At 57.5% G+C, this 26,451-nt stretch carries 23 protein-coding genes; 5 read left to right on the plus strand and 18 right to left on the minus strand.

Annotation, left to right across the window (positions count from 1 at the left end):
* Positions 1-92 precede the first annotated feature (92 nt).
* Together MARHY_RS14345 and MARHY_RS14350 are read left to right on the plus strand one after the other, a co-directional pair.
* Positions 93-1,199: a ferredoxin reductase gene (locus MARHY_RS14345; RefSeq protein WP_041655011.1), complete on the plus strand. Its 1,107-nt coding sequence runs from the start codon at positions 93-95 to the stop codon at positions 1,197-1,199.
* Between the two features lie 45 nt (positions 1,200-1,244).
* Positions 1,245-2,318 carry a fatty acid desaturase family protein gene (locus MARHY_RS14350; RefSeq protein ID WP_014422438.1) on the plus strand — a complete coding sequence of 358 codons (1,074 nt, stop codon included), beginning with the start codon at positions 1,245-1,247 and terminating at the stop codon, positions 2,316-2,318.
* A 69-nt stretch (positions 2,319-2,387) separates the two neighbouring features.
* Here the strand turns inward: MARHY_RS14350 and MARHY_RS14355 are convergent, their stop codons facing one another.
* Genes MARHY_RS14355 through MARHY_RS14365 form a run of 3 tightly spaced genes read right to left on the minus strand, consistent with a single transcriptional unit; the run spans position 2,388 to position 3,492 of the window.
* Complete coding sequence (locus MARHY_RS14355) at positions 2,388-2,825, minus strand: RrF2 family transcriptional regulator (protein ID WP_011786513.1); 438 nt, start codon at positions 2,823-2,825, stop codon at positions 2,388-2,390.
* A gap of 27 nt (positions 2,826-2,852) precedes the next feature.
* A complete protein-coding gene (locus MARHY_RS14360) occupies positions 2,853-3,245 on the minus strand; it encodes a YbaN family protein (protein WP_014422439.1) in 393 nt (130 codons plus the stop codon).
* A 13-nt stretch (positions 3,246-3,258) separates the two neighbouring features.
* The gene (locus tag MARHY_RS14365; RefSeq protein ID WP_014422440.1) at positions 3,259-3,492 is read right to left on the minus strand and encodes a hypothetical protein; all 234 of its coding nucleotides are present in this window, start codon (positions 3,490-3,492) and stop codon (positions 3,259-3,261) included.
* A 216-nt stretch (positions 3,493-3,708) separates the two neighbouring features.
* Between MARHY_RS14365 and ytfE the strand changes: the two genes are divergently transcribed.
* From ytfE to moaA, 3 genes are all read left to right on the plus strand, one after another.
* Positions 3,709-4,392: an iron-sulfur cluster repair protein YtfE gene (gene ytfE, locus MARHY_RS14370; RefSeq protein WP_014422441.1), complete on the plus strand. Its 684-nt coding sequence runs from the start codon at positions 3,709-3,711 to the stop codon at positions 4,390-4,392.
* Positions 4,385-6,670, plus strand: a complete 2,286-nt coding sequence (locus tag MARHY_RS14375) for a nitric-oxide reductase large subunit (RefSeq protein ID WP_041655012.1) — start codon at positions 4,385-4,387, stop codon at positions 6,668-6,670. The genes ytfE and MARHY_RS14375 overlap by 8 nt, the downstream gene beginning before the upstream one ends.
* A gap of 151 nt (positions 6,671-6,821) precedes the next feature.
* Positions 6,822-7,814 carry a GTP 3',8-cyclase MoaA gene (gene moaA, locus MARHY_RS14380; RefSeq protein WP_014422443.1) on the plus strand — a complete coding sequence of 331 codons (993 nt, stop codon included), beginning with the start codon at positions 6,822-6,824 and terminating at the stop codon, positions 7,812-7,814.
* Here moaA and MARHY_RS18780 read toward each other — a convergent pair.
* From MARHY_RS18780 to MARHY_RS14450, 15 genes are all read right to left on the minus strand, one after another.
* On the minus strand, positions 7,792-7,929 hold the full coding sequence (locus tag MARHY_RS18780; protein ID WP_157680649.1) for a hypothetical protein: 138 nt from the start codon (positions 7,927-7,929) through the stop codon (positions 7,792-7,794). The genes moaA and MARHY_RS18780 overlap by 23 nt on opposite strands.
* A gap of 80 nt (positions 7,930-8,009) precedes the next feature.
* A complete protein-coding gene (locus MARHY_RS14385; RefSeq protein ID WP_014422444.1) occupies positions 8,010-8,600 on the minus strand; it encodes a nitrous oxide reductase accessory protein NosL in 591 nt (196 codons plus the stop codon).
* A gap of 22 nt (positions 8,601-8,622) precedes the next feature.
* Positions 8,623-9,453, minus strand: coding sequence for an ABC transporter permease (locus tag MARHY_RS14390; protein WP_011786517.1), 831 nt, complete (start codon positions 9,451-9,453; stop codon positions 8,623-8,625).
* Positions 9,450-10,382, minus strand: a complete 933-nt coding sequence (locus MARHY_RS14395; RefSeq protein ID WP_014422445.1) for an ABC transporter ATP-binding protein — start codon at positions 10,380-10,382, stop codon at positions 9,450-9,452. The genes MARHY_RS14390 and MARHY_RS14395 overlap by 4 nt, the downstream gene beginning before the upstream one ends.
* Positions 10,379-11,647, minus strand: coding sequence for a nitrous oxide reductase family maturation protein NosD (locus tag MARHY_RS14400; protein WP_041655013.1), 1,269 nt, complete (start codon positions 11,645-11,647; stop codon positions 10,379-10,381). The genes MARHY_RS14395 and MARHY_RS14400 overlap by 4 nt, the downstream gene beginning before the upstream one ends.
* A gap of 71 nt (positions 11,648-11,718) precedes the next feature.
* The gene (gene nosZ / locus MARHY_RS14405) at positions 11,719-13,614 is read right to left on the minus strand and encodes a TAT-dependent nitrous-oxide reductase (protein WP_022990859.1); all 1,896 of its coding nucleotides are present in this window, start codon (positions 13,612-13,614) and stop codon (positions 11,719-11,721) included.
* Positions 13,615-13,697: 83 nt separating this feature from the next.
* On the minus strand, positions 13,698-15,806 hold the full coding sequence (gene nosR, locus MARHY_RS14410; protein ID WP_050999023.1) for a transcriptional regulator NosR: 2,109 nt from the start codon (positions 15,804-15,806) through the stop codon (positions 13,698-13,700).
* A gap of 141 nt (positions 15,807-15,947) precedes the next feature.
* Positions 15,948-16,349 (minus strand): hypothetical protein, encoded by a 402-nt coding sequence (locus MARHY_RS14415; protein ID WP_011786522.1) that lies wholly within the window; start codon positions 16,347-16,349, stop codon positions 15,948-15,950.
* A gap of 57 nt (positions 16,350-16,406) precedes the next feature.
* Positions 16,407-17,156 (minus strand): Crp/Fnr family transcriptional regulator, encoded by a 750-nt coding sequence (locus tag MARHY_RS14420; RefSeq protein ID WP_014422450.1) that lies wholly within the window; start codon positions 17,154-17,156, stop codon positions 16,407-16,409.
* A 152-nt stretch (positions 17,157-17,308) separates the two neighbouring features.
* On the minus strand, positions 17,309-18,115 hold the full coding sequence (locus tag MARHY_RS14425; protein ID WP_041655016.1) for a peptidylprolyl isomerase: 807 nt from the start codon (positions 18,113-18,115) through the stop codon (positions 17,309-17,311).
* Positions 18,116-18,180: 65 nt separating this feature from the next.
* Entirely contained in the window at positions 18,181-18,861 is a 681-nt protein-coding gene (narI, locus tag MARHY_RS14430; protein WP_014422452.1) for a respiratory nitrate reductase subunit gamma, read from the minus strand.
* Between the two features lie 19 nt (positions 18,862-18,880).
* On the minus strand, positions 18,881-19,621 hold the full coding sequence (gene narJ, locus MARHY_RS14435; RefSeq protein WP_023008578.1) for a nitrate reductase molybdenum cofactor assembly chaperone: 741 nt from the start codon (positions 19,619-19,621) through the stop codon (positions 18,881-18,883).
* 10 nt (positions 19,622-19,631) lie between these two features.
* Complete coding sequence (gene narH / locus MARHY_RS14440; RefSeq protein ID WP_014422454.1) at positions 19,632-21,209, minus strand: nitrate reductase subunit beta; 1,578 nt, start codon at positions 21,207-21,209, stop codon at positions 19,632-19,634.
* Positions 21,206-24,949 (minus strand): nitrate reductase subunit alpha, encoded by a 3,744-nt coding sequence (locus MARHY_RS14445; RefSeq protein WP_041655603.1) that lies wholly within the window; start codon positions 24,947-24,949, stop codon positions 21,206-21,208. The genes narH and MARHY_RS14445 overlap by 4 nt, the downstream gene beginning before the upstream one ends.
* Before the next feature lie 130 nt (positions 24,950-25,079).
* The gene (locus MARHY_RS14450; protein WP_022990853.1) at positions 25,080-26,339 is read right to left on the minus strand and encodes an MFS transporter; all 1,260 of its coding nucleotides are present in this window, start codon (positions 26,337-26,339) and stop codon (positions 25,080-25,082) included.
* Positions 26,340-26,451: the final 112 nt, after the last annotated feature.

Genomic DNA, 26,451 nt, shown 5'->3' on the forward strand with positions numbered 1-26,451 from the left:
TACGGCAACCCTCACTGTGTACAGTCGTACACATAAGTGAACAAGTGTACACATCGTTACCAACGATCAGGTACAAACCTTGGAGAAAACCTATGTTGGCAAAAATGAACCAGACCCGCGCCATGCACTGGCTTGCCCGACAGCTACTGAATCGAAGCAACCCTGCCAGTTATTTTGATCCACTGGCGGAGGCCATCAATCCCATGTGGATACAAGCGTACACACCTGCACGGGTAGAGCGCATTCTGGTCGAAACTCACGACACCAAGACTTTTGTGCTCCGGCCTGCCAGCCGATGGAGTGGCTTTCATGCCGGCCAGCACGTGAACATCTGTGTAGATATTGATGGTGTGCGACGCCAACGCACCTTCAGTCTGTCCAGCTCCCCCCTGCTCTGGCAGAACGACGGCGTGGTCACACTGACCATCAAACGCCTGCCAGGAGGGCTGGTGACCAACTGGCTGCATGATCAGTTGGAAGAAGGCGCGGTGCTGGGCCTGACCGAAGCCTTTGGCGACTTTCTGATGCCAGCCATGCCCAAACCGGTGCTGTTTATTGCCGGGGGCAGCGGCATTACGCCGATTCTAAGCCTGCTGGAGACCATGGCGGCAGAGCACTTCCGGGCACCGGTCACGCTGCTCTACTTTGTTCGCACTCAGGAGGACGTGATCGCCAGTGAAAAACTGGAAGCACTGGCGGCAAGATACTCGGCACTCTCGGTCCGTATTATATGCACCCACGAAACCGACGAGCCGCGCTACCTCAACGACGCCGACCTGGATTCCGTGCCCGGTCTGAAGGCCCGCGAGGTTTATCTGTGCGGACCGGGCGGGCTGATGGATCTTGCCAATGACCTGCTTTACCAGCGCGGTCTCGGCGAAGAGCAGATTCACTGTACGTTTTTCGCCCCTCCGATCTCCTCCCCTCTGGGTGATGAAACACTCGGCGGCGAAGTGAGTTTTGCCCGCGCGGACCTCAATGTGGACTCTTCCGGCGATGCCACACTGCTGGAGATCGCAGAAGCCGCGGGCCTCAAACCTCAATACGGCTGCCGCATGGGCATTTGCCACCAATGCAGTTGCCGAAAAACCAGCGGCACCGTGATTAACCGGCTGACGGGTAAAGCTTCCGGTCCCGGAGAGGAAAGCGTTCAACTCTGCATTTCCGTACCCCGTGGCCCGGTGACTCTGGAAGCCTGACACACAGAATTCGAGCGCGGCCTCATACAGCCGCAAGGAGACCTTATGATCAAACTTGATGAACAACAGCTCAACGAGCTTCAGAAAGATCTGGATACAGTACGCGATGAAGTATTGGCCGATCTTGGCGAGCGGGATGCCCGCTACATTCGCAAGATCGTTCGCCTGCACCGCGCCCTTGAAGTAGGCGGCCGGGTGATGATGCCCTTCGGCTTTATTCCGCCGGTGTTTGTGGCGGCAACGGCCACCCTCGGCGTGGCCAAGATTCTGGAGAATATGGAAATTGGCCACAACGTGATGCATGGCCAGTACGACTGGATGAACGATCCCACCCTCAACTCACAGACCTACGAGTGGGATACGGTGTGCACCAGTGAATCCTGGCGCCGTACTCACAATTACGAGCACCACACCTACACCAACATCATCGGCAAAGACCGGGACTACGGTTATGCGGTGCTACGCCTGAGCGACGAAGAGCCCTGGAAACCCTGGCACACGTTGCAGTTCATCAACTACATCTTGCTGAGCGTGTTCTTTCAGTGGGGTGTAGGTTTACATGAACTGGAAACCGAGAAGCTACGTCGCCGGGAGATTTCCTGGCGCGAGAAAGTGCCGTTCCTGAAAGACTTTTTCCGTAAAGGCGGCCGCCAGGCATTCAAGGATTATGTCTTCTTTCCATTACTGACTCTACCAGTGGCCCCTATCGTGCTGGCCGGCAACGTCGGGGCTAACCTGATCCGGAACCTCTGGGCCTCAACGGTGATTTTCTGCGGTCACTTCACTCAGGATGCAGAAACCTTTACAGAGCGGGAATGCGAAGGTGAGAGCAAGGGCCACTGGTATCTGCGCCAGCTTACCGGCTCTTCCAACTTTACGGGGGGCCGCTGGCTGCACATTCTGAGTGGACACCTGAGCTATCAGATCGAACATCACGTGTTTCCGGATCTCCCAGCGCACCGCTATCCTGAGATTTCCGAGCGGGTGCAGGAAATCTGTCGCAAACACGGCATTCACTACAACACGGGCTCATTTATGAGCCAGTATAAAACTGTGTTGCAGAGAGTCCTGCGATATTCACTGCCGGAACGGAGATCCGCGAACCCCGTAAACGTATAATTCTGGATACTCGTTTGAAGCCTGGTAGGTCTGACGCACTGCACAAAGAGCAGTGCGTCAGTTCAGCAATCAAGCAATCTGGAGCAGTCGCAACAGCTGTGGTCGGTGGTGGTCCTGAATCACGTCGGCGAGCGTGTATCGATCAAGCACCTCAAGGAAGGCTTTCAGGGCTTCACCAAACATGGATTTAAGTCCGCATACCGGAGTGATCTTGCAGGCATTTTTGGAGGAAAAACATTCCACGATACTGAGGTCCTGCTCGGTTTCACGCACCAGGATTCCGATATTGATATCCTGCGGCGCCATATGCAGCCTCATTCCGCCCTTCTTGCCACGGATAGTCTCGATGTAGCCTTTCTTGTTGAGTTGGTGAACCACCTTCATCAGATGATTCTTGGATATGTCGTAGCTGTCGGCAATTTCCTGAATGGTCGCCAGACGATCACCCTCTGCAGCCAGATAGATCAGCACTCTGAGTGAGTAATCGGTATAACGGGTGATGTGCATTCATGACTCCAAAATGACCGAAAAACATCAGTAGGATGGCCGGCTCAGCATATAGCCGGCAACACCCAGTAAAAACAGCCCCGAGACAGCCAGTACCAGAACCGGCGATCCAAGCCAGACCAGCATGCTCCAGCTCAGCCCCATCATGGCAAAGGCCAGCAATTTGGCTTTGCGTGGAATGGCACGCCGGGCGCGCCATTCTTCAATCGCCGGGCCGAACGTCGGGTGCTCTTCCAACCATTGGGCAAAGGCCGGGGAGCTCTTGCTGGCGAAAAAGGCCGCGAGAATAACAAAAGGGGTTGTTGGCAAAAGCGGCAAAACCACACCCGCTGCCGCCAACCCCACACTCATATACGCAAGAATCCGGAAACCGGTTTTACCTGGCTGTGCGCCCATGGCGTGGGCCTCTTGACCGTTCATAACTGCATCTATTCTACCGTGATTCAGTGTACAGGTCTCCCCAGTTTACTGAGGAAGTCAGCCTGGCGACGTAAGCAATCTTTACCCCTACCGCAAAGAACAAGGTTCCCATATGGGCCGCAATCTGCGCAGGTAACGCCAGGGCTTCCGCCAATGGGTAGGCCAGTACCACCGTGATCAACAACCCCATAAACGACACCAACACCCCGGCGTTGGATATGACCAGCCATTTCTCAAAATGTTCCATAGCAATCCCAATAACATAGATACGTTCTACATTTTTATACTAGAGGCCGAGCGATCAAAAATCAACCAGCAACCACTGAAACTTTAAAAACTTTGCCATCAAAGATTCCGGGAGACTACGCACCCAAGATTTTTTAATTGACATACCAGATGAATCAATAAAGAATCACCCATTAAGATTCATCTTAAATAAATCTTTAAGGGAGGAGATGAGACCATGAATCTGACAGAACAGCCAATCGGCCAGCTGGCGCGGGACATTCCCGGCGCCTCTGCGGTACTGCATCGCCACAAGCTGGACTTCTGCTGCGGAGGCAACATCTCTCTGGCAGACGCCGCTATTGCCAAGGGGCTGGACCCCGACGCTCTTGCCAGCCAACTGGATTCACTGAGAATCAGGATGGAAAAGAACATACCCGCGGAGAAAATCGGTAACGAGGATCTGATTGAACATATCCTCACCCGCTATCACGATGTTCACCGCGATCAACTGCCTGAGTTGATTCGTCTGGCGCAGAGAGTTGAGCGGGTCCACAGCCAGCATCCACGTTGCCCCAGCGGCCTGAGTGCCCACCTAGAGAGCATGCAAGCCGAACTTGAAGCACACATGCAAAAGGAAGAACAGATCCTGTTTCCGATGATAGCGCGCGGAATCACCGGCATGGCCGCAGGGCCGGTATCGGTCATGCGCAGCGAGCATGACGATCACGGTAATGCGCTCGCCAGAATTCACAACCTCACCTTCAAACTGACCCTGCCCGAGGGCGCCTGCAATACATGGCGAGCCCTGTACTCCGGCCTGACCGAGCTGGAGAACGACCTGAAGCAACACATTCACCTGGAGAACAACGTGTTGTTCCATCGCGTGGACGGCCAGCTGGGAGGTGCCCGCCATGGCTGAGTACCGGAAACTCTGGTGGATTCTGATTGGTATCCTGGCAGTCACGTTTACCCTGCTCGGCTACTTTGGCCGGGAGGTCTACCGTGAAGCCCCGCCCATCCCCGATCAGGTGGTCTCCGCCAGCGGAAAATCCCTGATGACCGAGGACAGCATCCGCGACGGTCAGACGGCCTGGCAATCCATGGGAGGCATGCAGGTAGGTTCGATCTGGGGACACGGCGCCTATCAGGCACCGGACTGGACCGCTGACTGGCTTCACCGGGAACTGGAGGCCTGGCTGCAAATCGCAGCACAGGAGGAATTCGGCGCCGACTGGCACAGCCTCAGTGGCCAACAACAGAATGCACTTCAGTATGACCTGAAAACCGAATACCGCACCAACAGCTATGACGATGCGACCGGCACTCTTCGGATTTCGGAACGCAGAGCCCGTGCCATTGCCGAGACCGCGGACTATTACAGCCGGCTGTTCAGCGATGCACCCGAGCTGCAGGCTACCCGTTCAAATTACGCCATGAAAGAGAACACCCTGCCCAGTGCGGAGCGACGGCAGCGGATGACCGAGTTCTTCTTCTGGACCGCCTGGGCTGCAGCCACCGAGCGCCCGGGAAGCGATGTCACCTATACCAACAACTGGCCGCACGAACCCCTGATTGATAACAAGCCCAGTGGTGAAAACATTGTCTGGTCGGTGATCAGTGTCATTCTACTCATTGCCGGTGTCGGTGGCTTGATCTGGGCGTGGGCTTTCCTGCGCAAGCATGAAGAGGAGGAGCCGGCGGCACCATTGAAGGACCCAATCAGCGCTGTCGCACTCACCCCCTCACAAAAGGCCTTGGGTAAATACCTGTTACTGGTGGTCGGTTTGTTCACTTTCCAAGTCATGCTTGGCGGCTTCACCGCGCACTATACGGTGGAAGGCCAGGGTTTCTACGGTATCAATACATCAGAATGGCTGCCGTATTCGTTGGTCAGAACCTGGCATATCCAGGCCGCGCTGTTCTGGATTGCCACCGGCTTCCTGGCTGCCGGGTTGTTCCTGGCCCCAATCATCAACGGTGGCAAAGATCCAAAGTTCCAGAAACTGGGGGTCGATGTGCTGTTCTGGGCCCTTGTAGTGGTAGTTGCCGGTTCGTTCATCGGTAATTTCCTGGCGATTGCCCAGATTATGCCGCCAAACCTGAGTTTCTGGCTGGGCCACCAGGGCTATGAATTTGTTGACCTGGGCCGCCTGTGGCAGATCGGCAAATTCCTGGGCATTGTGTTCTGGCTGGTGTTAATGCTGAGAGGCATTGTTCCGGCGCTTCGCCAACCGGGAGACAAGAACCTGCTGGCCCTGCTGACCGCGTCGGTGGTGGCCATTGGCCTGTTCTACGGCGCAGGCTTCTTCTATGGAGAGCGAACCCACATTTCCGTCATGGAATACTGGCGCTGGTGGATTGTGCACCTGTGGGTGGAGGGCTTCTTTGAGGTCTTTGCCACTGCCGCGCTGGCCTTTATCTTCTGTAGCATGGGGCTGGTGTCTCGCACCGTAGCCACCTCAGCCAGCCTGGCCTCGGCAAGCCTGTTCATGCTCGGTGGTGTTCCCGGTACCTTCCATCACCTTTACTTCTCCGGCACCACTACCCCGGTCATGGCGGTGGGCGCCACCTTCAGTGCTCTGGAAGTGGTACCCCTGGTTGTCCTCGGCTACGAGGCCTGGGAAAACTGGCGGCTTAAAACCCGCGCTCCGTGGATGGAGAACATCCGCTGGCCACTCATGTTCTTTGTCGCCGTTGCCTTCTGGAACATGCTGGGCGCCGGGGTGCTTGGCTTCATGATCAACCCGCCGATTGCGCTTTACTATATCCAGGGGCTGAATACGACACCCACTCATGCCCATGCCGCACTGTTTGGTGTTTATGGCTTCCTGGCTCTGGGATTCTCGCTGCTGATACTGCGCTACATCCGTCCGCGCATCGTGTTTGACGAGCGGTTGATGAAGATCGGTTTCTGGTGGCTGAACATCGGCCTGGTCCTCATGCTGTTCACCAGCCTGCTGCCGGTCGGAATTATCCAGTTCCTTGCCAGCGCCAGTGAAGGACTCTGGTACGCCCGAAGTGAAGCCTTCCTGCAAAGCGACATACTGCAGACCCTGCGATGGATTCGCACCATTGGCGATGTGGTGTTTATTGTGGGAGCACTTGCGGTCACCTGGCAGATGGTAAAAGGGATATTCTTCCCGGACCTGGTGCCGCTGGAGAGCGCTTCAGAAACCGCCGTTACTGAACGCGCGTAGTCGGTTTCCTGCTGTGACAACGGGGCCCTGTGTGGCCCCGTTTTTCGTTCGGCAGGGGGATTACCCCCCGAGAGGTATCGGATTGAGTTGGGTTATCTGTGATACTTTGGCTATCCTTTAACCATATGATTCAAGACAGGGTAACCTGCCTATGCCGCATGCCAAGCTGACCGATCGATTTGGCCGCACAGTAAATTACGTTCGCCTGTCGGTGACCGACCGCTGTGATTTCCGCTGCGTGTATTGCATGGCAGAGGACATGACCTTTCTGCCGCGCCAACAGGTATTGACTCTTGAAGAGATCGCCCGGCTGGCACGGAACTTTGTTGCTCTGGGGACGGAGAAGATCCGGCTGACCGGCGGAGAGCCTCTGGTGCGCCGCGATATCCTCGAGCTGGTACGCGAAGTCGGCACTTATGGCCTCCGTGATTTCGCCATGACCACCAACGGCAGTCAGTTGCCCACCATGGCGGAACCATTGCGTAAGGCCGGTTTGCACCGTCTCAATATCAGTCTGGATTCCCTGGACGCTGATAAATTCCGCGCCATTACCCGCACCGGTAATCTCAGCCAGGTTCTGGATGGTATTGATGCCGCCAGGGACGCAGGCTTCCGTGGTATCAAGTTGAACACGGTGGTGATGAAAGGCCGCAACGACGAGGAGATTCCGGAGCTGATTGAGTTTGCCCGTCAAAAGCAGGTGGACATCAGCTTTATCGAGGAGATGCCACTGGGGGAGATTTCAGAGCACGACCGTGGTTTGGCCCTGTGCACCAGTGAGGAGGTGCGCGACATTATCCGCAGGCGCCATGAGCTGATTCCGGCAACGGAGGATTCCGGTGGCCCCGCGCGTTATTTCCGGATGCCGGACAGCGAGGTTCGCGTCGGGTTCATTTCGCCGCATTCCCACAATTTCTGTTCGACCTGCAATCGGGTTCGGGTGACGGTGGAGGGGCGGCTGCTGCTGTGCCTGGGCAATGAGCATTCAGTGGATCTTCGCCGGGTGTTGCGGGGGCATCCGGTGACGGATGACAAGCTGCAGGAGGCGATCATCAAGGCCATGGATCTGAAGCCGGAGCGGCATCATTTTTCCAGCAATGGGGATGTGCAGATTCTTCGGTTTATGAATATGACTGGCGGCTGACCTTTTCTGCAAACTGATAAACGTAGCCTGCTGACTCTGGCGTTTGATCAGGTGCGGGTAGCCTTTCCAAAAAACGCTCCTTCGGCACATCCATGTGGCGCTTCTGCTCCGCCATCCTTGGCTCCGCAAATTTTTGGAAAGGCTACCCGCACCTGACCTTTAGAGCACTGGAGTAATCGCCAAGGAGCCCATGTTTTAATGGGCCATTTCAGACTCTCCGTTTACGTCATGGTCTTCATGCATACCAGCCATATCATCCATCCCGCTCATATCGTGCATCGTCATACCATTATTCAGATGCTCCAGCGTGACGTCGGCAAACGCCAGTACGTTGCCGCCGTGCTCGGCCGCGAAGTCTGTGGCGTCGGTTTTGTTGGCGAACGAGGCCAGGGTTGGGCCCATGGCGCCGTTGAGGTTTGAGCCGACCACGTAGAAGGCCTCGCGGGCGTCGATCAGGTGGGTGTCATCCGGGCTGTCCCAGTGGCTTTCGGCCATGTTGTGGACGTAGAGGGTGTGATCCCGGTTTTCGTTTTCAGGCTGCAGGAACCAGGCGAACATGTCTTTGGTGGAGCAGAATTTCCGGATGTTCTGTTCTCGCTCGGTAAAGGCCTGGCCTTTTGGGCCCGGGAAGTTAGTGATGACCATGCCGCAGACATGGCATTCGTCGCCGGATTCAAAGTGGACCGGGTCGGGTTTTTCAACGATCTCGGGTTCATCTCCGGAGCAGCCGGCCAGGAGAGTGGCTGTGAAAGCGGCGATGAGCCATTTGGTTGCTGGGTTTGCCATGTTTGTGTGTCTCCGGTCAGGATCAGATTCGTCGGTTTTTGAACAGTAACAGTGCGCCGGCCAGGGGTATGGCGCACCAGAGGATAAGGCCCAGCCAGAGGCCCGCCGCACCGATGGGCAGGTCTGTACCCAGGCTGAGTACACCGCTGAGTTGACCGCTGTCGCCGAAGGCAACGATGTTGAGCAAGCGGTAGATGTCAGTGGGGTTGAGCATCAGCAGCCAGGGCAGCAGTTCGGGATTCAGTTTGCCTTCACTGGCCACCAGGGTACCCAGCAGCATCAGGTCGAAGATCAGTACGAAGAAAAACCAGATCGCCAGGGCCAGCCCGGCAGCAACCGGTTTCTCGCTCACCCGCACGCTCACCAGGTAGGCCAGTGCGATAAAGCCCCAGCCCAGCAAAACGGTAGAGCCCACAAAACGCCCCATGGCCACCGCCAGGGCGGCAATGGCGACATCTTCCACCAACACGGCGATGGCAATACCAGCCACACCGAAGCCTATGATGGTGGCCAGCGCCAGGGTCAGGCCGTGGCCGAGGAATTTGCCCAACAGTAACTGGCTTTTACTGAGGGGGTAGGTCATCAGCAGTAACAGGGTGCCGCCCTCCTCTTCCCCCACGATGGCGTCGTAGGCCAACAACAGTGCAATCAGCGGGATCAGGAAGATCCCCAGGCTGGCCAGGCTGGCAATGGTCGCAGGTGTGGAGGCGTAGCCCACCTGCCCGGAGGCGGCGGCACCGAACCAGGCGATGCCCAGTGCCAGGGTGGCGAACACCAGGGAGATGGCAACCAGCCAGCGATTGCGGAAGCTGTCGCTCAGTTCCTTACGGGCGATGGTCCAGATGGCGTTCATTGGCCTCCTCCCCGGTGAGCCAGGCCACCCGAGCCGATAAAGTGCACGTAGATGTCTTCGAGGCTGGGCTGATGGATGCCCAGGTCTGCCACTTCGCCGGAGGCCATCAGGGTCTTGATCAGTTCCATTTTTTCCTGGGGTCTCACGTCTACCTGCAATCGTCCGTTTTCACTTTTCATCATCAATCCGGCGCGCTGCTCTGCCTGGTCAATGGCTTTTTCCAACGCCGACAGGCTCGTGGCAGGCTGCAGAGTCAGGGTGACCGGCATGTTCGCCTGTCGCCGCAGCGACGGCAGGTCTCCAGATGCTTTCAGGGCGCCTTCGGTCAGAATCGCGGCCCGATCAATGTATGGCTCGACACCTGGCAGTACATGGGAACAGAGCACAATGCCCGCCCCCTCATCCCGAAGCTGGCGCAACAGGCGGTATAGGTCCGCCGTTGCAACCGGGTCCAGGCCGACGGTGGGTTCATCCAGCATCAACAGCCTGGGCTTTCCGAGCAGGGCCTGAGCCAGGCCAAGACGCTGGCGCATCCCTTTGGAATAGGTTTTGGTGCGGGCGTCCATGGCGTCTCCCAGGCCCACTTGCTCCAACAGTTCAGGCACCTGCTTCAGCGGTGCGCCTTTGAGGCGGGCAAAGTGGCTGAGAATCTCCCGGCCGGTCAGCTGCGGGTAGAACATCACGTTCTCCGGCAGGTAGCCGATGTGCTGGGTTACCTGGGGATCGCCAGCCGAGCCTTCCAGCACGGAAACCTTGCCCTCGGTGGGCTGCATCAGGCCCAGGATAAGCTTGATCGAGGTGGTTTTACCCGCGCCGTTGTGGCCGAACAGGCCCAGAATTTCCCCCGGCTCCAGCCGAAGATCTACCCCGTGCAGCACCGTGGCCTTGTCGTAACGGTGACTGACGTTCTCCAGTCGAAAACAGTTCATCGGATCTCCGATTGCAGGTGGTCGGGAATTCGCATCAAAGGATGGGGGTCACTCACCCCGGCAGACTTCACTACTGGGAAGGCATCCTGGACCCAACGCAGGGTATCCACCGCCGGGCTGAACATCAGTACTTTGGCCTCCGGATACTTCCACAGCAGTCGATCCACGTTGTCGTTCGGTTCATAAGGCACATCGCCGAGGCCGTCCTGATTTCGATCCCAGCCCAGGTAGTCACTCCAGTAGTTGCCTTTGCCATCCTCGGCCCAGAACTGGGTGCGAGTGGCCACGTACTTCACCTGGCGCTGGTTTTCCACAAAGGCGTTGTTGAACACCTGGTTTTCCTCGGAACCCGCAGTGAGATGAATACCGATATTGCTGTGGCCGAAATAGTTGCCTTCGAAGGTGTTGTACAGCGAGTTGTAGATAAACACCGCTTTACCCTCGGCACCGGAAATGACCACTCCGGCACTCTGACCCTGGGACACTCCGGTGACCACGTTATTGCGCAACTCGGAGTTGGTAATGAAGTTCATCAGAATGCCGTAGTTCTCGTCATTCTCGGAACGATTATTGAATACCTTCAGGTACTTGCTCTGCATCAACGCATACCCGGTACGCGTACCCCGCGTGACGTTGTTTTCCAACAGGTTATGCATCGAATACATGTAATGAATGCCGTACCGGAGGTCACTCATCACATTGCCGCGAATGGTATTTCGGTTCGCGGTCTCGATATAAATGGCATCCCGGGTCTCACTGATATCGTTACCTTCAATCAGCGCACCCGTGGTGTTGAACAGGTGAATGCCATTGCCACGATCCTGGGACCGCAAGCTGGTATCACCGCGAATGTGATTCTCCCGCACGGTCACATCCGGTGTTGCATCCAGCCACACGCCGAATGCCGGGCCCTGGAGACGGTTGTTTTCCACCACCGAACCCTGCGCTTCGCGGGCCACGAAAATTCCCGCATCCAGTTCGTTCAGGTCTTTGCCCCAATTGCGAACCTGGCAACCGGAAAAGGTGATCGCCTCTGCCAGAATCTCAACCGCATTGCCCTGCCCGCCACCGTCAATCACCGTTTCCGGAGCGCAGGACACAGATACCCCGGGCACCCTGATAGCCAGTGGAGACAGAGTTTCCGGAGGAAGTTGAAACGACGAGCCCGGGGCCAGGTTATCCAGCTCTTGCTGCAGGTCCGCGTTGGCGGAGAGCGCAAACAGAGCGACTGACAGGGCCACTCCATAACGCAATAGTTGATACATCAATAGATCTCGGGATAGTGATAAGCAACCAGGGGCCCCGAAAACGGGACCCCAAGTCAGGCAACTCTCTATCAGGCCTTTTCGACGAGCATCCGCCCGCCCATCTCCATGTGGAGAGCATGACAGAACCAGTTGCAGTAGTACCAGTAAACCCCTGGCTTACCTGCCGTAAAGGTCACGGAAGCGGTCTGCTGCGGGCTGATCTCCATACTCACACCATGGTTCACCATACAGAAGCCGTGGGTCACGTCCTCAACCATATCGAGGTTGGTGATATACACAGTGACTTCATCACCCTCCTTCACCTTGAACTCGGTCATACCGTACTGAGGCGCAACGGAGGTCATGTAAACACGTACCTTGTTGCCATCACGGATGACCTTGTTGTCGGATTCCAGAGTCACACCGTCCTTCTCCGCCTGGGCACGACAGCTGGCGAAGTAGGGGTCGTTGCGCTCGTAGATCTTCTTGGTCTTGATCTGATCACGACGTACCAGGATACAGTCATGCGGCTCGGCATAGGTCGGGCCATCGTGGACCAGTTTCATTTCCTCACCGGAAATATCGATCAGCTGATCGTTCTCAGGATGGAGCGGGCCAACCGGCAGGAAACGGTCTTTCGAGAACTTGGACAGAACAACCAGCCATTTGCCATCAGCATCGCGGGATTCAGTCAGCGATGCGTGGTTGTGGCCCGGCTGATACTGCACGTCCAGCTTCTGACGGATGTAATTTACCTTGTCACCGTTGTAGTGCTTGATGGCATCGGCAATATTCCACTTGCACACCTGGCTGTCGATAAACAGCGTGGTGTAGGCATTGCCACGGCCGTCGAAGGTAGTGTGCAAGGGTCCGAGACCCAGCTCCGGCTCGGCCACGATGGTGTCGCGCAGTTCGATCTTGTCTTCGAACAGATCGTCCAGTTTATCAATGGCAATCACGGATACCGTTGGTGACAGCTTGCCGTTGGCAATGAAGTACTTGCCATCGGGAGAGGTGTTCAGACCGTGCGGGTTCTTCGGCACAGGAATATAGCGGGTGAATTCGGATTCGCCTCGGCCGTCGACAACCGGCACCTTGGAATCGCCAATGGTCTTGAAGTTGCCGGCTTTTACCGCTGCAGCAATGCGCTCCACATTGAACACAACCACCCAGTCGCGGTCGTTACGCATGGTGCCCGCAAGATCAACGGCACGCTCTGAGTTGTAACAGGTAGAAGCAGCGTACTTGCCGGTGTAGTCGGCATCGGTGTTATCCAGGTTACCGTCAACGATGACCTGCCAGGCTACATCCATGGTTTCTGCGTCGATGGCGGTGAACATGGTGTAGCTGTTGTCCAGGCTGAAATCCGTACCGTCGTTGGGCTGCGGGATGACGAACTCGGCGTTACAGAACACGTAGTTGGTCTTGGGTACTTTCTGCAGGCGCAGACCATGGATGGCCTGAACGTTCGGGATGTGGGTAATCTTGTCCGTCTTCATGATATCCAGACGGATACGGGCAACCCGGGTGTTGGCCTTGTCGTTGATAAACAGGTACTTACCATCGTAACGACCGTCAGTCATGGAAATGTGCGGGTGGTGGCAGTCGCCGTTCAGGTACTGCTGATCACCGCCCAGGATTTCCTTACTTTCATTGGTAATACCCCAACCCGTTGCGGAATCCACGTTAAATACCGGAATACGCATCAGTTCACGCATGGAGGGCACGCCAAGCACGCGCACTTCGCCCTGGTGGCCACCACTCCAGAAACCGTAGTACTCATCCAGCTCGCCCGGGGCGACGTGAGCCTTGTTGCGGGCTTCTTCAGCAGCTGCAGCCCAGGTCTCACGGGACATGACCGAGGTGCCCAGACCGGTTGCACCAGCGACACCGGCCAGCGCAGCCGCACCCATAAAGCGACGACGGCTCAGACCACCTTCGGAAACCTCCGGCGTGTCCTTGGTCAGATCATCTCTTTTTTTCATAGCATCCAACTCCGTTATTGGTTATGGCGGTTATTGCTTCTCATGACGTTACCGGGGCCTTATGGCTGGCTCCTCGGGACTACTCAGTTCACCTGCACCACCGGAATTTCCTCTGGGTGGCCGGGTGCGTTGTGACCACGGCGCTTGCCACGGCGCTTCACAATCAGCGGCGGGCACTTGTGGTCGTCGAAATAGGTCATCTGACAATCCAGGCAGTAGTGGCACTCCATGTAATTGATGTGTCCATCCGGATGGATCGCCTGGACTTCGCATTCCTTGTCGCAGAGACGGCAGGGGTTACCGCATTCCTTGCGACGTTTGAGCCAGTCAAACACCCGCAGTTTGGTGGGCAACGCCAGGGCGGCACCCAGCGGGCACAGGTAGCGGCAGTACACCTTGCGGGTGAAGATATTGACCACCAGCAACAGCACGGCGTAGGTCACAAACGGCCAGGTGCGGTCAAAATGCAGGGTAATAGCGGTCTTGAACGGCTCCACTTCAGCCATGCGCTCGGCAGTGGCCATGGACTCCAGAGAAATACCAAACAGCACCAGCAGGATGATGTACTTGATGGCCCACAGGCGCTCGTGCCAGGCAAAAGGCACGGTGTACTGCGGTACCTTGAGCTTGCGGGCGATTTCATTGATCAACTCCTGCAGGGCGCCGAACGGGCATAGCCAGCCACAGTAGACCGCCCGACCCCATAGCAGGACGATGCCAGCCACCACGGCCCAGAGCACGAACATGATCGGATCGATCAGGAAGGTTTCCCATTTGAAGCCGCTGATCAGGCTGTTCACAAACGTCAGCACATTGACGATGGAAAGCTGACCCAGGGCATACCAGCCAATGAAGAACAGGGTGTAAACCAGGAAGCCGTGGCGAATCCAGCGCATCATCTTCGGCTTCTGTACCAGCCAGTCCTGGAAGAACAGGATGAACAGCAGCACGGCGATACCCAGCCCCAACACGGTGATCTGGAACTGCTTCTGGTACCACACCTGAATCCACAGCGGCTGGTTTTCAAGCCACTCTTCGTCGGTCAGAACCGGTTCCGGGCGGGTGTAGTACTGGTCTGGCAACTGGTACTCCAGAGGGAACACCTGGAATTCACTGTCCAGCGGGCCGGTCTGGCGCTTGACAGTCAGCTCCAGCGTCCAGGGCGTGCCAGGATCGAAGTTGTACTGCTGGCGCACGATAAAGATCGCCATTTCCGAAAACTCGGGCATCCCCTCACCGTAAACGTCGCTGAGCCGATGGAAATCGAGATCCCGGAAGTTGAAGGTGTCGCCAAACTGGCGGATCTGCACCCGGTCAAAAATGCCGCCCCGTACGTAGCCAGAACCTTTGAAGGAGTATTCACCGTTGGCCATCACCGCGATGGCATGTTCCCCCTCCTGGAGCTCCGACATCAGCCACTGGTATTGGTTTTCACCCAGAAGGTTGCGGCCAATGGTCGGCGCATCCAGATAAGCAGCGTAGAGCTCGATCAGGATGTCATCGCGTTCGCCCGCGTCTGCAGTTTCGATGCCCTCGGCAGGGGTCCCCACAAAAGAGTCGTCGACCTGCCCTTTGGTCAACACCAAGCGGCGAATGGAACCGTCACCGGTCAACTCCTGCCAGGACTTCTCCTGAAACTGTTCCGAGTTCACATTGGCCATGGGCGGACGGTTGCTTTTGCCACCTTCAATCAACCCAATCTCGACCCCCACCCGGTGGGCAGTGCGCATGATGACTTCGTTAATAACCATCACGGTGACCGTAGCGCCGGACAAGCCATCCACCGCCACCTTGCGTTCGGTAGACGTGCCACCAACGGTCACCCGCTGGTCAGCTTTCAGACCGGTGTACTGGTCAGTGAACTCATGCATCTTGCTTTCGGGGATACCCACCAGCAGGATGGGTTCATCGTGATGTATGACTTTAGCGGCACGAATTTCTCCGGCGGTATCGAGTACCACCATGGCATTCAGGGGTTTGCCGGAATAGGCGGGGGTCTGGACAAAGTCCAGGGACTGGTAGGCGTAGCCTATAAGCTCCTCACCGGAATACACCTGCTGGATGGCACGGTTGCCCTCCATCGGCTGGAGTTCTGTCGCTTCCGGAAAGTCTTTTTCGATGAGCTGGCGTCCGGCCGGAGGGCTGTATTCCGATAACGGCTGGGCCCAGCTCAGCGGAGCCGCAAGTATCATCAAGATGGATAGGACACAACGGAGGACGTTTCTCACTACAACTCCCAATACCCCATGGATTACATCAAGGGTCGTTCAATTTTGAGGAAAATCAAATACCTCTTTGAGGATAGTCCTCGGCCCACCAGAGGCGCCTTGAGTTCAGTCAAGGCTAATGGCGTGGCCGGCTTTATTGAGGGGAAGGTAGTTACCCAGATGCCCCATGCGGATGCTTTCCACCATCATCGTCAGGGGTTGCTGAGCTTCATCACTGGAAGGAGCATGGCCGCCACGGCCCGACATGGCCGCGACAAAGACCATGTCCCAGTCCTGGCCTGTCGCGCGGGATTCCTCCGCCAACACATCGAAATAAGGAACCTCATCGGGGGTTTTGTCGACACAGATGACCGGCGTCAGTGCGCCACCCTCGCCGCGCTCAAAAGCAGCCCGTTCTGCCGCACTGGCGTCGTCTGGTAATTCGGCTTTGCAAAAAACGAACAGAAAGCGCTGGGGCTCCGGTTCTTTCCGGCTGGCCTGAACAAGATCCTGGTAACTGCTGATCATCACTATCCCCTGGTGTTCAAGGCGGTCAAAAAAGCCGGGCCCGGAGGCCCGGAGAGGCTATTGGCTGATAGCGATCAGCCGCTGAGGGTCGGAAATAAAGAGCTTGCTGCGATTCACTCTGATCAAACCATTTGACTTGAGATCTGCCAGTATTCTGGAGAAAGTCTCGGGCTGCATGGCCAGGCGTGAAGCCACCAGGCATTTGGGCAACGGCAACTCGACTTCGCCACCTTCTTCCGCGCCGTTCGGCAGCAAGTCAATGAGGTAACGAATCAAACGGTCCCGGGCATTCTGGACGGTCATGATCTCAAGATCGTGGAATCTGGACACCGCACGCATGGCGTAGTGGCTCAGGGCCGCCTGGGCATACTCGGGATTCCGATCCAGCAATTCCCGATAAGCTTTAACCGGGATCATGAGCACTTCGCTGGACTTCAGGGCCTCCGCGTAGCAGGCATACCTGGGCGGATTGGCGTAGATCATGACTTCAGCAAAACAGTCTCCGGGTGCAATACTGTCCAGGGTTCGGTCTACGCCGGAGGAATCGAGGCGATACAGACGCAAGCGACCAGAAATCACAAAGAAGAAGTGATGAGCCGGCATATCCTGACGGTACAGCAGCTGGTGGTGACCGAGTCTGAGCCGGCGTGATTGCTGGATCAGACTATCGAGGTCTTTCGGGCGCAGATTGCAGAACAGGGCATGGCTGCGAAGCGCTTCCAGGCTGTCTTCTTCATCAAGTGGTTTGTTGATGGCGACAAGCACCGGCTTGGTATATCGCTGTTCCGCAGTTTGTGTCATGGCCATGGTTGTACCCTCTCTGCATATTCATGCATTCAAAATCTTATTTTAAATACTAGAAGGATACTGATGAAAAATCGCTCCCCCGATGGGGGTATCCTTGCGGTTATTCCTGGGTAATTGACTTAGCTCAATTATTCGCTTTGCTAACCAAGCAGTCATTGCATCAAGGGTGAATCCGGCAGCTCCAGATCAACGCCCTCCACACCGGTTTCCGCAGCCAATACCTGGAGATATTGCCGGAATGCCCGGCGGGTCACGCTTTCGCTCAGGTACTGGCGAATCTGAGGTTTTACATGTTCATAAGGCAGCAGTTCGCCGTTGATTCGCTGGTCTACTCGAACGATGTGCCAGCCATAGCGGCTTTCGATCAGCTCGGGGTGGAGGCCTTCGTTCAGGCTCAGGACCGGGCGTTCGAATTCTTCGACGGTCTGGCCTTTGCTGATCTGGCCGAGGCTGCCGCCCTGGTGCCGGGATTCGCAGGCGGAATACTGTTTAGCCAATTCGTTGAACTGCGAGCGGCCGTCCAGGAGGGCAGACAGCAGCTGTCGGCCAGCTTCTTCCTGACGCATGCGCTCTTCAATATCATCCGGAGCGGCAGCCAGCAGTATGTGGCTGACGGCCATGATGGTAGGGCTGCAGAAGCGGCCGGGATTGGCGGCGTAGAAGCGTTCGCAGTCCTGTTCGCTCGGGTCTGGCACTTTGAGCTCGAGTTCCAGCACCCGGGCTATCCGGTCTTCTTCGTCTTCGATGCTGTCCAGGTTCAGGCGGCTGGCCTGTTGCAGTAACAATTCACGGATGGCAAGGCTTCTGGCTGCTTCGTGCCAGGCTTCCGCCAGCTCTTCCGCGGGGTGGTGCTGCATTTCCCGGGCGATGTCGTCTACGTGGATGAGAATCTCACCCACGTAGACCGGCGGGAACTGGTTTCTGGGTTTGCCGGCTTCGCCGGTGGGGATCAGTTGCATGGTGCGACTCTCCGTCAATCAGTTTGCCAGCCTCCCTCCCGGAAAGAGAGGGTGGCTGTATCCGTTCAGGCGCGCTTGCGAACCACCTGGTACTTCCGCCCGAAATACTCCACTGGCACGCTAAGCATGTGCACCAGTCGGGTGAACGGGAAGAGTACGAAGATGGTCAGGCCCAGGAAGATGTGGGTCTTGTAGATCCAGTGCACGTCGGCAATGTAGGCGGCGATGCCAGATCCTTCCAGGGTGAACACGCCCTGGGCCCAGGCGGAGAACTTGAGCATGGTGCTGCCGTCGAGGTGGCCCATGGTGGGCAGGATGGTGAGCATACCGAGGACCAACTGAACCACCAGAATGATGATGATCATGTTGTCAGCGAAGGTGCTGCTGGCCTGAACCCGCGGGTCGGTCATACGACGCCAGGCGAGCATGCCGCCACCGATGATGGCCATGACGCCGGCGATACCGCCCACCAGGATCGCCATCACCTGTTTCTGGCCCGGAGTGATGATCCACTCGTAGGCCCAGTGCGGAGTAAGCAGGCCCACCAGGTGGCCGAAGAAGATCACCAGTACGCCGACGTGGAACAGCACGCTGGCCATCACCATGTTTTTCTTGCGCAGCATCTGGCTGGAATGGGCTTTCCAGGTGAACTGGCCATGGTCATAACGCGCCCAGGTACCGACAAACAGTACCAGCAGGGCGATGTAGGGATAGATTCCGAACAAGAGTGTGTTGATATAGGACATTGTCTTTTCCTCCTGCGCCTCAGGCGCGCCCTGCCGGACGGGGCGTTGCGTCCGTCATCAGCTGATCACTCAGGTGAATGGTCTGGGTCTGTTCCAGTTCGCGGCGGCGCTGTCCAACCACGCCACCGGTGCCACAGGAGCTGCCCTGGTCATCCACAAATTTCACCATTTCCTCTTCCCAGACCTTGTCCAGTGCTTCGGGGGTGTCGTCGCGCTCTTCCGAGGCAACGAGCTGCGCCAGTTCCTGGCGGTCGGCCTTGCGGCCGGACAGCACCAGCAGGGAATCCATCGCAACGTGGTAGAGGCTTTCACGCTGGTACAGGCGCTCTCCAAGCAACCCCAGAATGTGGTGAATATCTTCCAGCCAGTTGCGGATTTCCTCCCACGGCCGGGTGGAAAGGTATTCCAGAAACAGCGGCAGGTAATCCGGCAGTTCCCTGGCATCAATTTCCAGGCCGTTGGCCCGGTATTGCTCCATCAGGTCCACCATGGCCTGGCCGCGATCGCGGGATTCGCCGTGCACATGTTCAAACAGCAGCAGGGAGGTGGCCCGACCGCGATCGAACGTGCCCACGTAGGCTTCCTGAAGATCCATCAGGTCACCATCGCAGAGGCGATCAATACAGGTCAGCAGTTGTTCCTTGTTTTGCCGCGGCAGCCGGCTGTCCTCCAGGACTGCGGCGACCAGGGCGTCTTTGGATTGCTGCAGTTCTTCGGTGGGGTACTCCAGTACCCGCGCCAGTACTTTTAAAAGTTGCATCGCGGCCTCCTCAGTCCTGCAGCTGCTTCGGGTCAACCTGCTTCACGGTCGCCAGCTTGCTGACCATGCTGGTGGTCTGCTTTTTGCCGCCGAACAGGCTGAAATCGCTGTCACCACCGTTGCAGCCATCGCCGAAGCTGAAGCCACAACCACCGCGCTCGCCATAAGCGGTCGCATCCGGGAAGGCTTCCTTGGCCAGCTCACGATGACTGGTCGGAATCACGAAACGGTCTTCGTAGTTGGCGATGGCCAGGTAGCGGTACATCTCATCGGCCTGGGCCTTGGTCAGACCACACGCTTCCAGGGCTCGCAGGTCTTCCTTGCCTTCCACGGTTTCGGCGCGCTTGTATAAACGCATGGCCATGATCCGCTTCAGGGCCAGTACGATGGGCTTCTCATCACCGGCGGTCAGCAGGTTCGCCAGGTACTTGACCGGGATCCGCAGGCTCTCGATCTTCGGCAGTACGCCGTCGAACTCAACCTTGCCGGCTTCCGCCGCAGACTGGATCGGGCTCAGGGGCGGCACATACCAGACCATGGGCAGGGTGCGGTATTCCGGGTGCAGCGGCAGGGCCAGCTTCCAGTCCACCGCCATCTTGTACACCGGGCTCTGCTGGGCAGCTTCGATCACATTCATCGGGATGCCGTCTTTCTTCGCCTGCTCGATCACTTTCGGGTCGAACGGGTCGAGGAAGATTTCCAGCTGCTTCTCGTACAGCTCGTGCTCGCCCGGGGCGCTGGCCACTTCTTCAATGCGGTCTGCGTCATACAACAGCACACCCAGGTAGCGGATCCGGCCAACGCAGGTCTCGGAGCACACGGTGGGCATGCCGGCTTCGATACGCGGATAGCAGAAGATGCACTTCTCGGACTTGCCGGTTTTCCAGTTGAAGTAGATCTTCTTGTACGGGCAGCCAGAGACACACATCCGCCAGCCGCGGCACTTGTCCTGGTCGATCAGCACAATGCCGTCTTCTTCCCGCTTGTAGATGGCACCGCTCGGGCAGCTGGCAACACAGGCCGGGTTCAGGCAGTGCTCGCACAGACGCGGCAGGTACATCATGAAGGTGTTTTCGAACTGGCCGTAGATGTCTGCCTGCACCTGGTCAAAGTTCTTGTCCTTGCGACGTTTGGCAAACTCGGTGCCCAGGATTTCTTCCCAGTTCGGACCCCATTCGATCTTCTTCATGCGCTGGCCGGAGATCAGCGAACGTGGCCGTGCGACCGGCTGGTGTTTGGTGTCACCGGCGGTGTGCAGGTGCTGATAATCGAAGTCGAACGGCTCGTAGTAGTCGTCGATTTCCGGCAGGTCCGGGTTGGCGAAAATGTTCGCCAGCACCCGGAACTTGCCACCAATGCGGGGGCGGATCTTGCCGGAGCTGTCGCGCATCCAGCCGCCCTTCCACTTATCCTGGTTCTCCCACTCTTTCGGGTAGCCGATACCAGGCTTGGTTTCAACGTTGTTGAACCAGGCGTATTCCATGCCTTCACGGCTTGTCCATACGTTTTTGCAGGTGACGGAACAGGTGTGGCAACCAATGCACTTGTCCAGGTTCAGCACCATGCCGACTTGGGAACGGATTTTCATTTTACAGCCTCCTGAGCATAGTCATTGCCTTCACCGTCGAGCCAGTCCACGTTCTTCATCTTGCGGACCACCACGAACTCGTCCCGGTTGGAACCTACGGTGCCGTAGTAGTTGAAGCCGTAGGAATACTGGGCATAGCCACCAATCATGTGAGTCGGCTTAGGACAAACCCGGGTAACCGAGTTGTGAATACCGCCACGGGTCCCGGTGATTTCGGAGCCGGGTATGTTCACAATCCGCTCCTGGGCGTGGTACATCATCACCATGCCGGGCATCACTCGCTGACTCACCACCGCACGGGCGGCAATGGCGCCGTTGGCGTTAAACAGTTCGATCCAGTCGTTGTCTTCCACGCCGATCTCTTTGGCGTCGTCTTCACTCAGCCAGACAATCGGGCCGCCACGGGACAGGGTCAGCATCAACAGGTTGTCACTGTAGGTGCTGTGGATGCCCCACTTCTGGTGCGGGGTGATCCAGTTCAGCGCTTTCTCGGGGTTGCCGTTACTGCGCTGGTTGATCATGCTGCCTACGGCTTTGGTGTTGATGGGCGGGCGGTACACCAGCAGGCTCTCGCCGAAGGCGCGCATCCACTCATGGTCCTGATAGAACTGCTGACGACCGGTCAGGGTGCGCCAGGGAATCAGCTCGTGCACGTTGGTATAGCCGGCGTTGTAGGACACGTGTTCATCTTCCAGGCCAGACCAGGTGGGACTGGAAATGATCTTGCGCGGCTGCGCCACGATGTCCCGGAAGCGGATTTTTTCCTCTTCCTTGTTGGTAGCCAGATGAGTGTGATCCAGGCCGGTGAACTCGGACAGCGCCGCCCAGGCTTTGACCGCCACCTGACCGTTGGTTTCCGGCGCCAGGGTCAGGATGACCTCAGCGGCATCAATGGCACTCTCGATCTTCGGGCGACCTGCGTTGGCACCCTCAAGGTGGGTGTAGTTCAGGTCCTTCAGGAAGTTGACTTCCTTCTCGGTGTTCCAGTTGATGCCCTTGCCACCGTTACCCAGCTTGTCCATCAGCGGACCAAGGGAAGTAAAGCGGGCGTAGGTGTTCGGGTAATCCCGCTCCACCGTGATGAAGTCGGGCGCGGTCTTGCCCGGAATCAGGTCGCACTCGCCTTTTTTCCAGTCTTTCACATCGAACGGCTGGCCCAGCTCCGCCGGCGCGTCGTGCAGCAGCGGCAGGGTAACCACGTCTTTCTCGACACCCAGATGCCCCTCGGCAGCCTTGGAGAAGGACTTGGCAATGCCTTTGTAGATTTCCCAGTCACTGCGCGCTTCCCAGGCCGGATCGGTGGCAGCGGTCAGCGGGTGGATGAACGGGTGCATGTCGGAGGTGTTCAGGTCGTTCTTTTCATACCAGGTTGCGGTCGGCAGAACGATGTCGGAATACAGACAGGTGGTGGACATACGGAAGTCCAGGGTCACCAGCAGGTCGAGCTTGCCTTCCGGCGCCTGGTCGCGCCATTTCACTTCTTCCGGTTTGGCGCCACCCTCGACACCCAGATCCTTGCCCTGCAATCCGTTCTTGGTACCCAGCAGGTACTTGAGCATGTACTCGTGACCTTTACCTGAGGAGCCCAGCAGGTTGGAGCGCCAGATGAACAGGTTACGCGGGCAGTTTTCCGGCGCTTCCGGATCTTCACTGGCGAAGGCCAGAGATCCCTCCTTCATGGACTTGGCCACGTAGTCCGCCACCTCCATACCGGCCTTCTCGGCTTCCGCGGCAATGGTCAGCGGGTTTCGGTTCAGCTGCGGCGCAGACGGCAGCCAGCCCATGCGCTCGGCGCGTACGTTGTAGTCGATCAGACTGCCACCGAATTTGGACTTGTCTGCCAGCGGCGACAGGATTTCATCCACGCCCAGTTTCTCGTAGCGCCACTGGCCGGAGTGAGCATAGAAGAAGGAGGTGGAGTTCATGTGGCGTGGCGGGCGCTGCCAGTCGAGACCAAAGGCCAGCGGCTGCCAGCCGGTCTGCGGGCGCAACTTCTCCTGACCCACATAGTGGGCCCAGCCACCGCCGCTCTGGCCGATACAGCCACACATGATCAGCATGTTGATCAGGCCGCGGTAGTTCATGTCCATGTGGTACCAGTGGTTCATACCGGCACCGACGATGACCATGGAGCGGCCCTTGGTCTTGTCAGCGTTGTCCGCGAACTCACGGGCGATGCGGATCACTTTCTCGGCCGGTACGCCGGTGATCTGCTCCTGCCAGGCAGGCGTGTACGGCTTCACTTCGTCATAGGACGTGGCGCCATCGTCGTCACCCAGGCCGCGGCTGATGCCGTAGTTGGCGACCATCAGGTCGTACACAGTCACCACGCGACCTTCGGTGCCATCCGCCAGCTGAACCTTGCGGGTACCCAGCTTGTGCTTGAGGATGTCCTTGAACTCCACGTGGTTGTAATGGTCGTGTTCGATACCTCCGAAATACGGGAAGGCAACGTCCACAACCTCGTCGTGCTTTTCCACCATGGACAGCTGAAGGTTTACATCGGAGCCTTTGGCGGTCTGCTTCAGGTTCCACTTGCCCTTCTCACCCCAGCGATAACCAATGGAACCATTGGGTGCGGTGAGCTCACCGGAGGCTTCGTCAATCGCGATGGTTTTCCATTCGGGGTTGTTCTCTTCACCCAGTCCATCCACCAGGTCACTGGCACGCAGGAAGCGGCCCGGTACGTAGCTGCCGTCGTCTTTCTGTTCCAGCATGACCAGGTAGGGCATGTCGGTGTAGCGACGAACGTAGTCAGTGAAGTACTCGCTGGGCTTGTCAACATGGAACTCTTTGAGGATCACATGGCCCATGGCCATGCCCAGAGCGGCGTCTGTACCCTGCTTCGGGTTCAGCCACTCGTCAGACAGCTTGGAAACTTCCGCATAGTCCGGGGTAATGGCAACGGTCTTGGTGCCCTTGTAGCGTACTTCGGTGAAGAAGTGGGCATCCGGGGTACGGGTCTGGGGTACGTTGGAGCCCCAGGCGATGATGTAGCCGGAGTTGTACCAGTCGGCGGATTCCGGCACGTCGGTCTGCTCACCCCAGGTTTGCGGAGAGGCGGGCGGCAGGTCGCAGTACCAGTCGTAGAAGCTCATGCAGACGCCACCGATCATGGACAGGTATCGGCTGCCCGCTGCGTAGGAGACCATGGACATGGCGGGAATCGGAGAGAAACCGATGATACGGTCCGGGCCGAACTTCTTGGCAGTGTAGACGTTAGAGGCGGCAATCAGCTCGTTGACTTCGTCCCAGCTGGAACGGACAAAACCGCCCATACCACGGCGAGGCTTGTACTCGGCGGTCTTGGCGGGATCTTCAACAATAGAGGCCCAGGCTTCCACCGGGTCATTGAACTGGATACGGGCAGCACGCCAGAGCTTCATCAGGCTCTTGCGCATCAGCGGGTATTTCAGCCGGTTGGCACTGTACATGTACCAGGAGTAGCTGGCGCCACGAGGGCAACCACGGGGCTCGTGGTTGGGCAGATCCGGGCGGGTGCGGGGATAATCGGTTTGCTGGGTTTCCCAGGTAACCAGCCCGTTCTTCACGTAGATTTTCCAGCTGCAGGAGCCGGTGCAGTTCACGCCATGGGTGGAGCGCACGATCTTGTCATGCTGCCAGCGCTGGCGGTAGCTGTTCTCCCAGTCGCGGTTCACTTCGTGGGTTTCACCGTGACCGTTGGAGAACGATTCGCGGTTCTTCCTGAAGTAATTCAACTTGTCGATCAAATGACTCATGGTCTCTCTCTCCATCAACCCGTTTGCCGGATCGTTGTTCCGAATGGAGACCATTGTGTGGGATCAAACCCCTGAAATCTGCGTGGTTACTACCACATAACCCGGGTGTACCACCCTGTGGGTAGGCGACCTATAACCCGGGTTGGAGAAGCATCTTTCGCTCCTCTCTGCGGGCATGTCGGGAGAAAAGCAGCAGGCTGACACTCAGCAACAGGAAGAGAATCATGAATACGGCCGTACGCACGCCCAGCCAAAGGTTCAAGCCACCAAACGCAACTGGCAGGACAAACGCAACGGCACAGGCGCTGACCAGCAATACACCGGCAAACAGGGACGCTTCCTGTCGGTTGGCCAGAATCACCATACGCTGAAGGGATCCCATGGCGGTACCCATGGCCACCCCCAGAATCACGACCAACGTGCTTTCAAGGACAACAGGCAGAGCGAACTCCACAACCAGCTCCTCTTCCACGCCGGTAATGAACAAAGTCATTGGGGGATAAGACAGCACCACGAGTGCCATCAGACAACCCGCCAGTGCCCGCGTCGCAACCCGGGCGGAACCGAAATGATCGGACAAGCCTCCACCGGCCACCTGAGCTACCGCACCGGGAATGACAAACCATTGCGCCAGGCGGGCCCCGGAATCCAGCGTAAGACCATACTGGCCTGAGAGGAAATCCGGAAGCCACAACGCCAGCGCAAAGAAACTGCCGGCAACCACACCGAAATACAAACACAGGGGTAGATTCCGACCCTGCCGGATCACCCCGAGAATTTCCCTGGCTGATCGTTCACGGCTTTCGTCTTCCTCACCCGTGGCGTCGGTCAGCATAATCAATAGCGCGATCACCAGAAGCAGGGTAATGAGGTAGGCCAGAGGTACACCCTGCCAGGAGAACGCCTCATGGAACAGCGGCACCAGATAATAGTTGAAACCTGCTCCGGTTACCCCGGAGCCAAAAACGCCGAGTACGAGACCCAGCCGCCTGGGCTGGCAATGACTGACCACGAACTGCAGGCCGGCGCCGTAGAAGCCGCCAGCCAGCCCCAGCCCGGCGGCGGCAATAAGGTAGCCAATGTAGGTGTTCGTCAGCAGCAGTATCCCCATGCACACAGCAAGACCGCACAGACACAAAAGCATGACTTCACGGGCACCATATCGCTGCGCCGCAAGCCCGGCCGGAATCGCCAGGATAGCGCTGACCGCCATGGGCATGGCCAGCAGAACCCCAAACTGTAAACTACTCAGCCCCAGATCGGCTCGGAGATGCACACCGGCAACCGCAAACAGGGTCCAGCAACCGGCAGCCACCACAAAGCCAGTCAGCGCCAACGGCAACACTACTGCCAGAGATGCTAACCTCTCCTCATCCCGTTCCGATTGCATTACACGCTCCCTGAATCCCATTCTTTAGTCTCAACTTTTGCCTGAGCAAGGGTCAAAGGCTATGATGGGTTATAAACCATTGGGGTAATTGACTATCCTCAAGGAGGTATCA

The organism is Marinobacter nauticus ATCC 49840 (assembly GCF_000284615.1).
GTDB classification, from domain to species: Bacteria; Pseudomonadota; Gammaproteobacteria; order Pseudomonadales; family Oleiphilaceae; genus Marinobacter; species Marinobacter nauticus.

Excerpts from the sequence above, each read along its gene's own strand:
- MARHY_RS14390 (WP_011786517.1), bottom strand. The coding sequence starts at position 9,453 with ATGAACGCCATCTGGACCATCGCCCGTAAGGAACTGAGCGACAGCTTC.
- ytfE (WP_014422441.1), top strand. The coding sequence starts at position 3,709 with ATGAATCTGACAGAACAGCCAATCGGCCAGCTGGCGCGGGACATTCCC.
- MARHY_RS14425 (WP_041655016.1), bottom strand. The coding sequence starts at position 18,115 with ATGCAACTGATCCCCACCGGCGAAGCCGGCAAACCCAGAAACCAGTTC.
- MARHY_RS14400 (WP_041655013.1), bottom strand. The coding sequence starts at position 11,647 with ATGTATCAACTATTGCGTTATGGAGTGGCCCTGTCAGTCGCTCTGTTT.
- narH (WP_014422454.1), bottom strand. The coding sequence starts at position 21,209 with ATGAAAATCCGTTCCCAAGTCGGCATGGTGCTGAACCTGGACAAGTGC.
- moaA (WP_014422443.1), top strand. The coding sequence starts at position 6,822 with ATGCCGCATGCCAAGCTGACCGATCGATTTGGCCGCACAGTAAATTAC.
- MARHY_RS14415 (WP_011786522.1), bottom strand. The coding sequence starts at position 16,349 with ATGATCAGCAGTTACCAGGATCTTGTTCAGGCCAGCCGGAAAGAACCG.
- MARHY_RS14420 (WP_014422450.1), bottom strand. The coding sequence starts at position 17,156 with ATGGCCATGACACAAACTGCGGAACAGCGATATACCAAGCCGGTGCTT.
- MARHY_RS14365 (WP_014422440.1), bottom strand. The coding sequence starts at position 3,492 with ATGGAACATTTTGAGAAATGGCTGGTCATATCCAACGCCGGGGTGTTG.
- MARHY_RS14355 (WP_011786513.1), bottom strand. The coding sequence starts at position 2,825 with ATGCACATCACCCGTTATACCGATTACTCACTCAGAGTGCTGATCTAT.
- MARHY_RS14385 (WP_014422444.1), bottom strand. The coding sequence starts at position 8,600 with ATGGCAAACCCAGCAACCAAATGGCTCATCGCCGCTTTCACAGCCACT.
- narI (WP_014422452.1), bottom strand. The coding sequence starts at position 18,861 with ATGTCCTATATCAACACACTCTTGTTCGGAATCTATCCCTACATCGCC.
- MARHY_RS14450 (WP_022990853.1), bottom strand. The coding sequence starts at position 26,339 with ATGCAATCGGAACGGGATGAGGAGAGGTTAGCATCTCTGGCAGTAGTG.
- MARHY_RS14445 (WP_041655603.1), bottom strand. The coding sequence starts at position 24,949 with ATGAGTCATTTGATCGACAAGTTGAATTACTTCAGGAAGAACCGCGAA.
- MARHY_RS14345 (WP_041655011.1), top strand. The coding sequence starts at position 93 with ATGTTGGCAAAAATGAACCAGACCCGCGCCATGCACTGGCTTGCCCGA.
- narJ (WP_023008578.1), bottom strand. The coding sequence starts at position 19,621 with ATGCAACTTTTAAAAGTACTGGCGCGGGTACTGGAGTACCCCACCGAA.
- nosR (WP_050999023.1), bottom strand. The coding sequence starts at position 15,806 with ATGATACTTGCGGCTCCGCTGAGCTGGGCCCAGCCGTTATCGGAATAC.
- MARHY_RS14395 (WP_014422445.1), bottom strand. The coding sequence starts at position 10,382 with ATGAACTGTTTTCGACTGGAGAACGTCAGTCACCGTTACGACAAGGCC.
- nosZ (WP_022990859.1), bottom strand. The coding sequence starts at position 13,614 with ATGAAAAAAAGAGATGATCTGACCAAGGACACGCCGGAGGTTTCCGAA.
- MARHY_RS18780 (WP_157680649.1), bottom strand. The coding sequence starts at position 7,929 with ATGGCGGAGCAGAAGCGCCACATGGATGTGCCGAAGGAGCGTTTTTTG.
- MARHY_RS14360 (WP_014422439.1), bottom strand. The coding sequence starts at position 3,245 with ATGAACGGTCAAGAGGCCCACGCCATGGGCGCACAGCCAGGTAAAACC.
- MARHY_RS14375 (WP_041655012.1), top strand. The coding sequence starts at position 4,385 with ATGGCTGAGTACCGGAAACTCTGGTGGATTCTGATTGGTATCCTGGCA.
- MARHY_RS14350 (WP_014422438.1), top strand. The coding sequence starts at position 1,245 with ATGATCAAACTTGATGAACAACAGCTCAACGAGCTTCAGAAAGATCTG.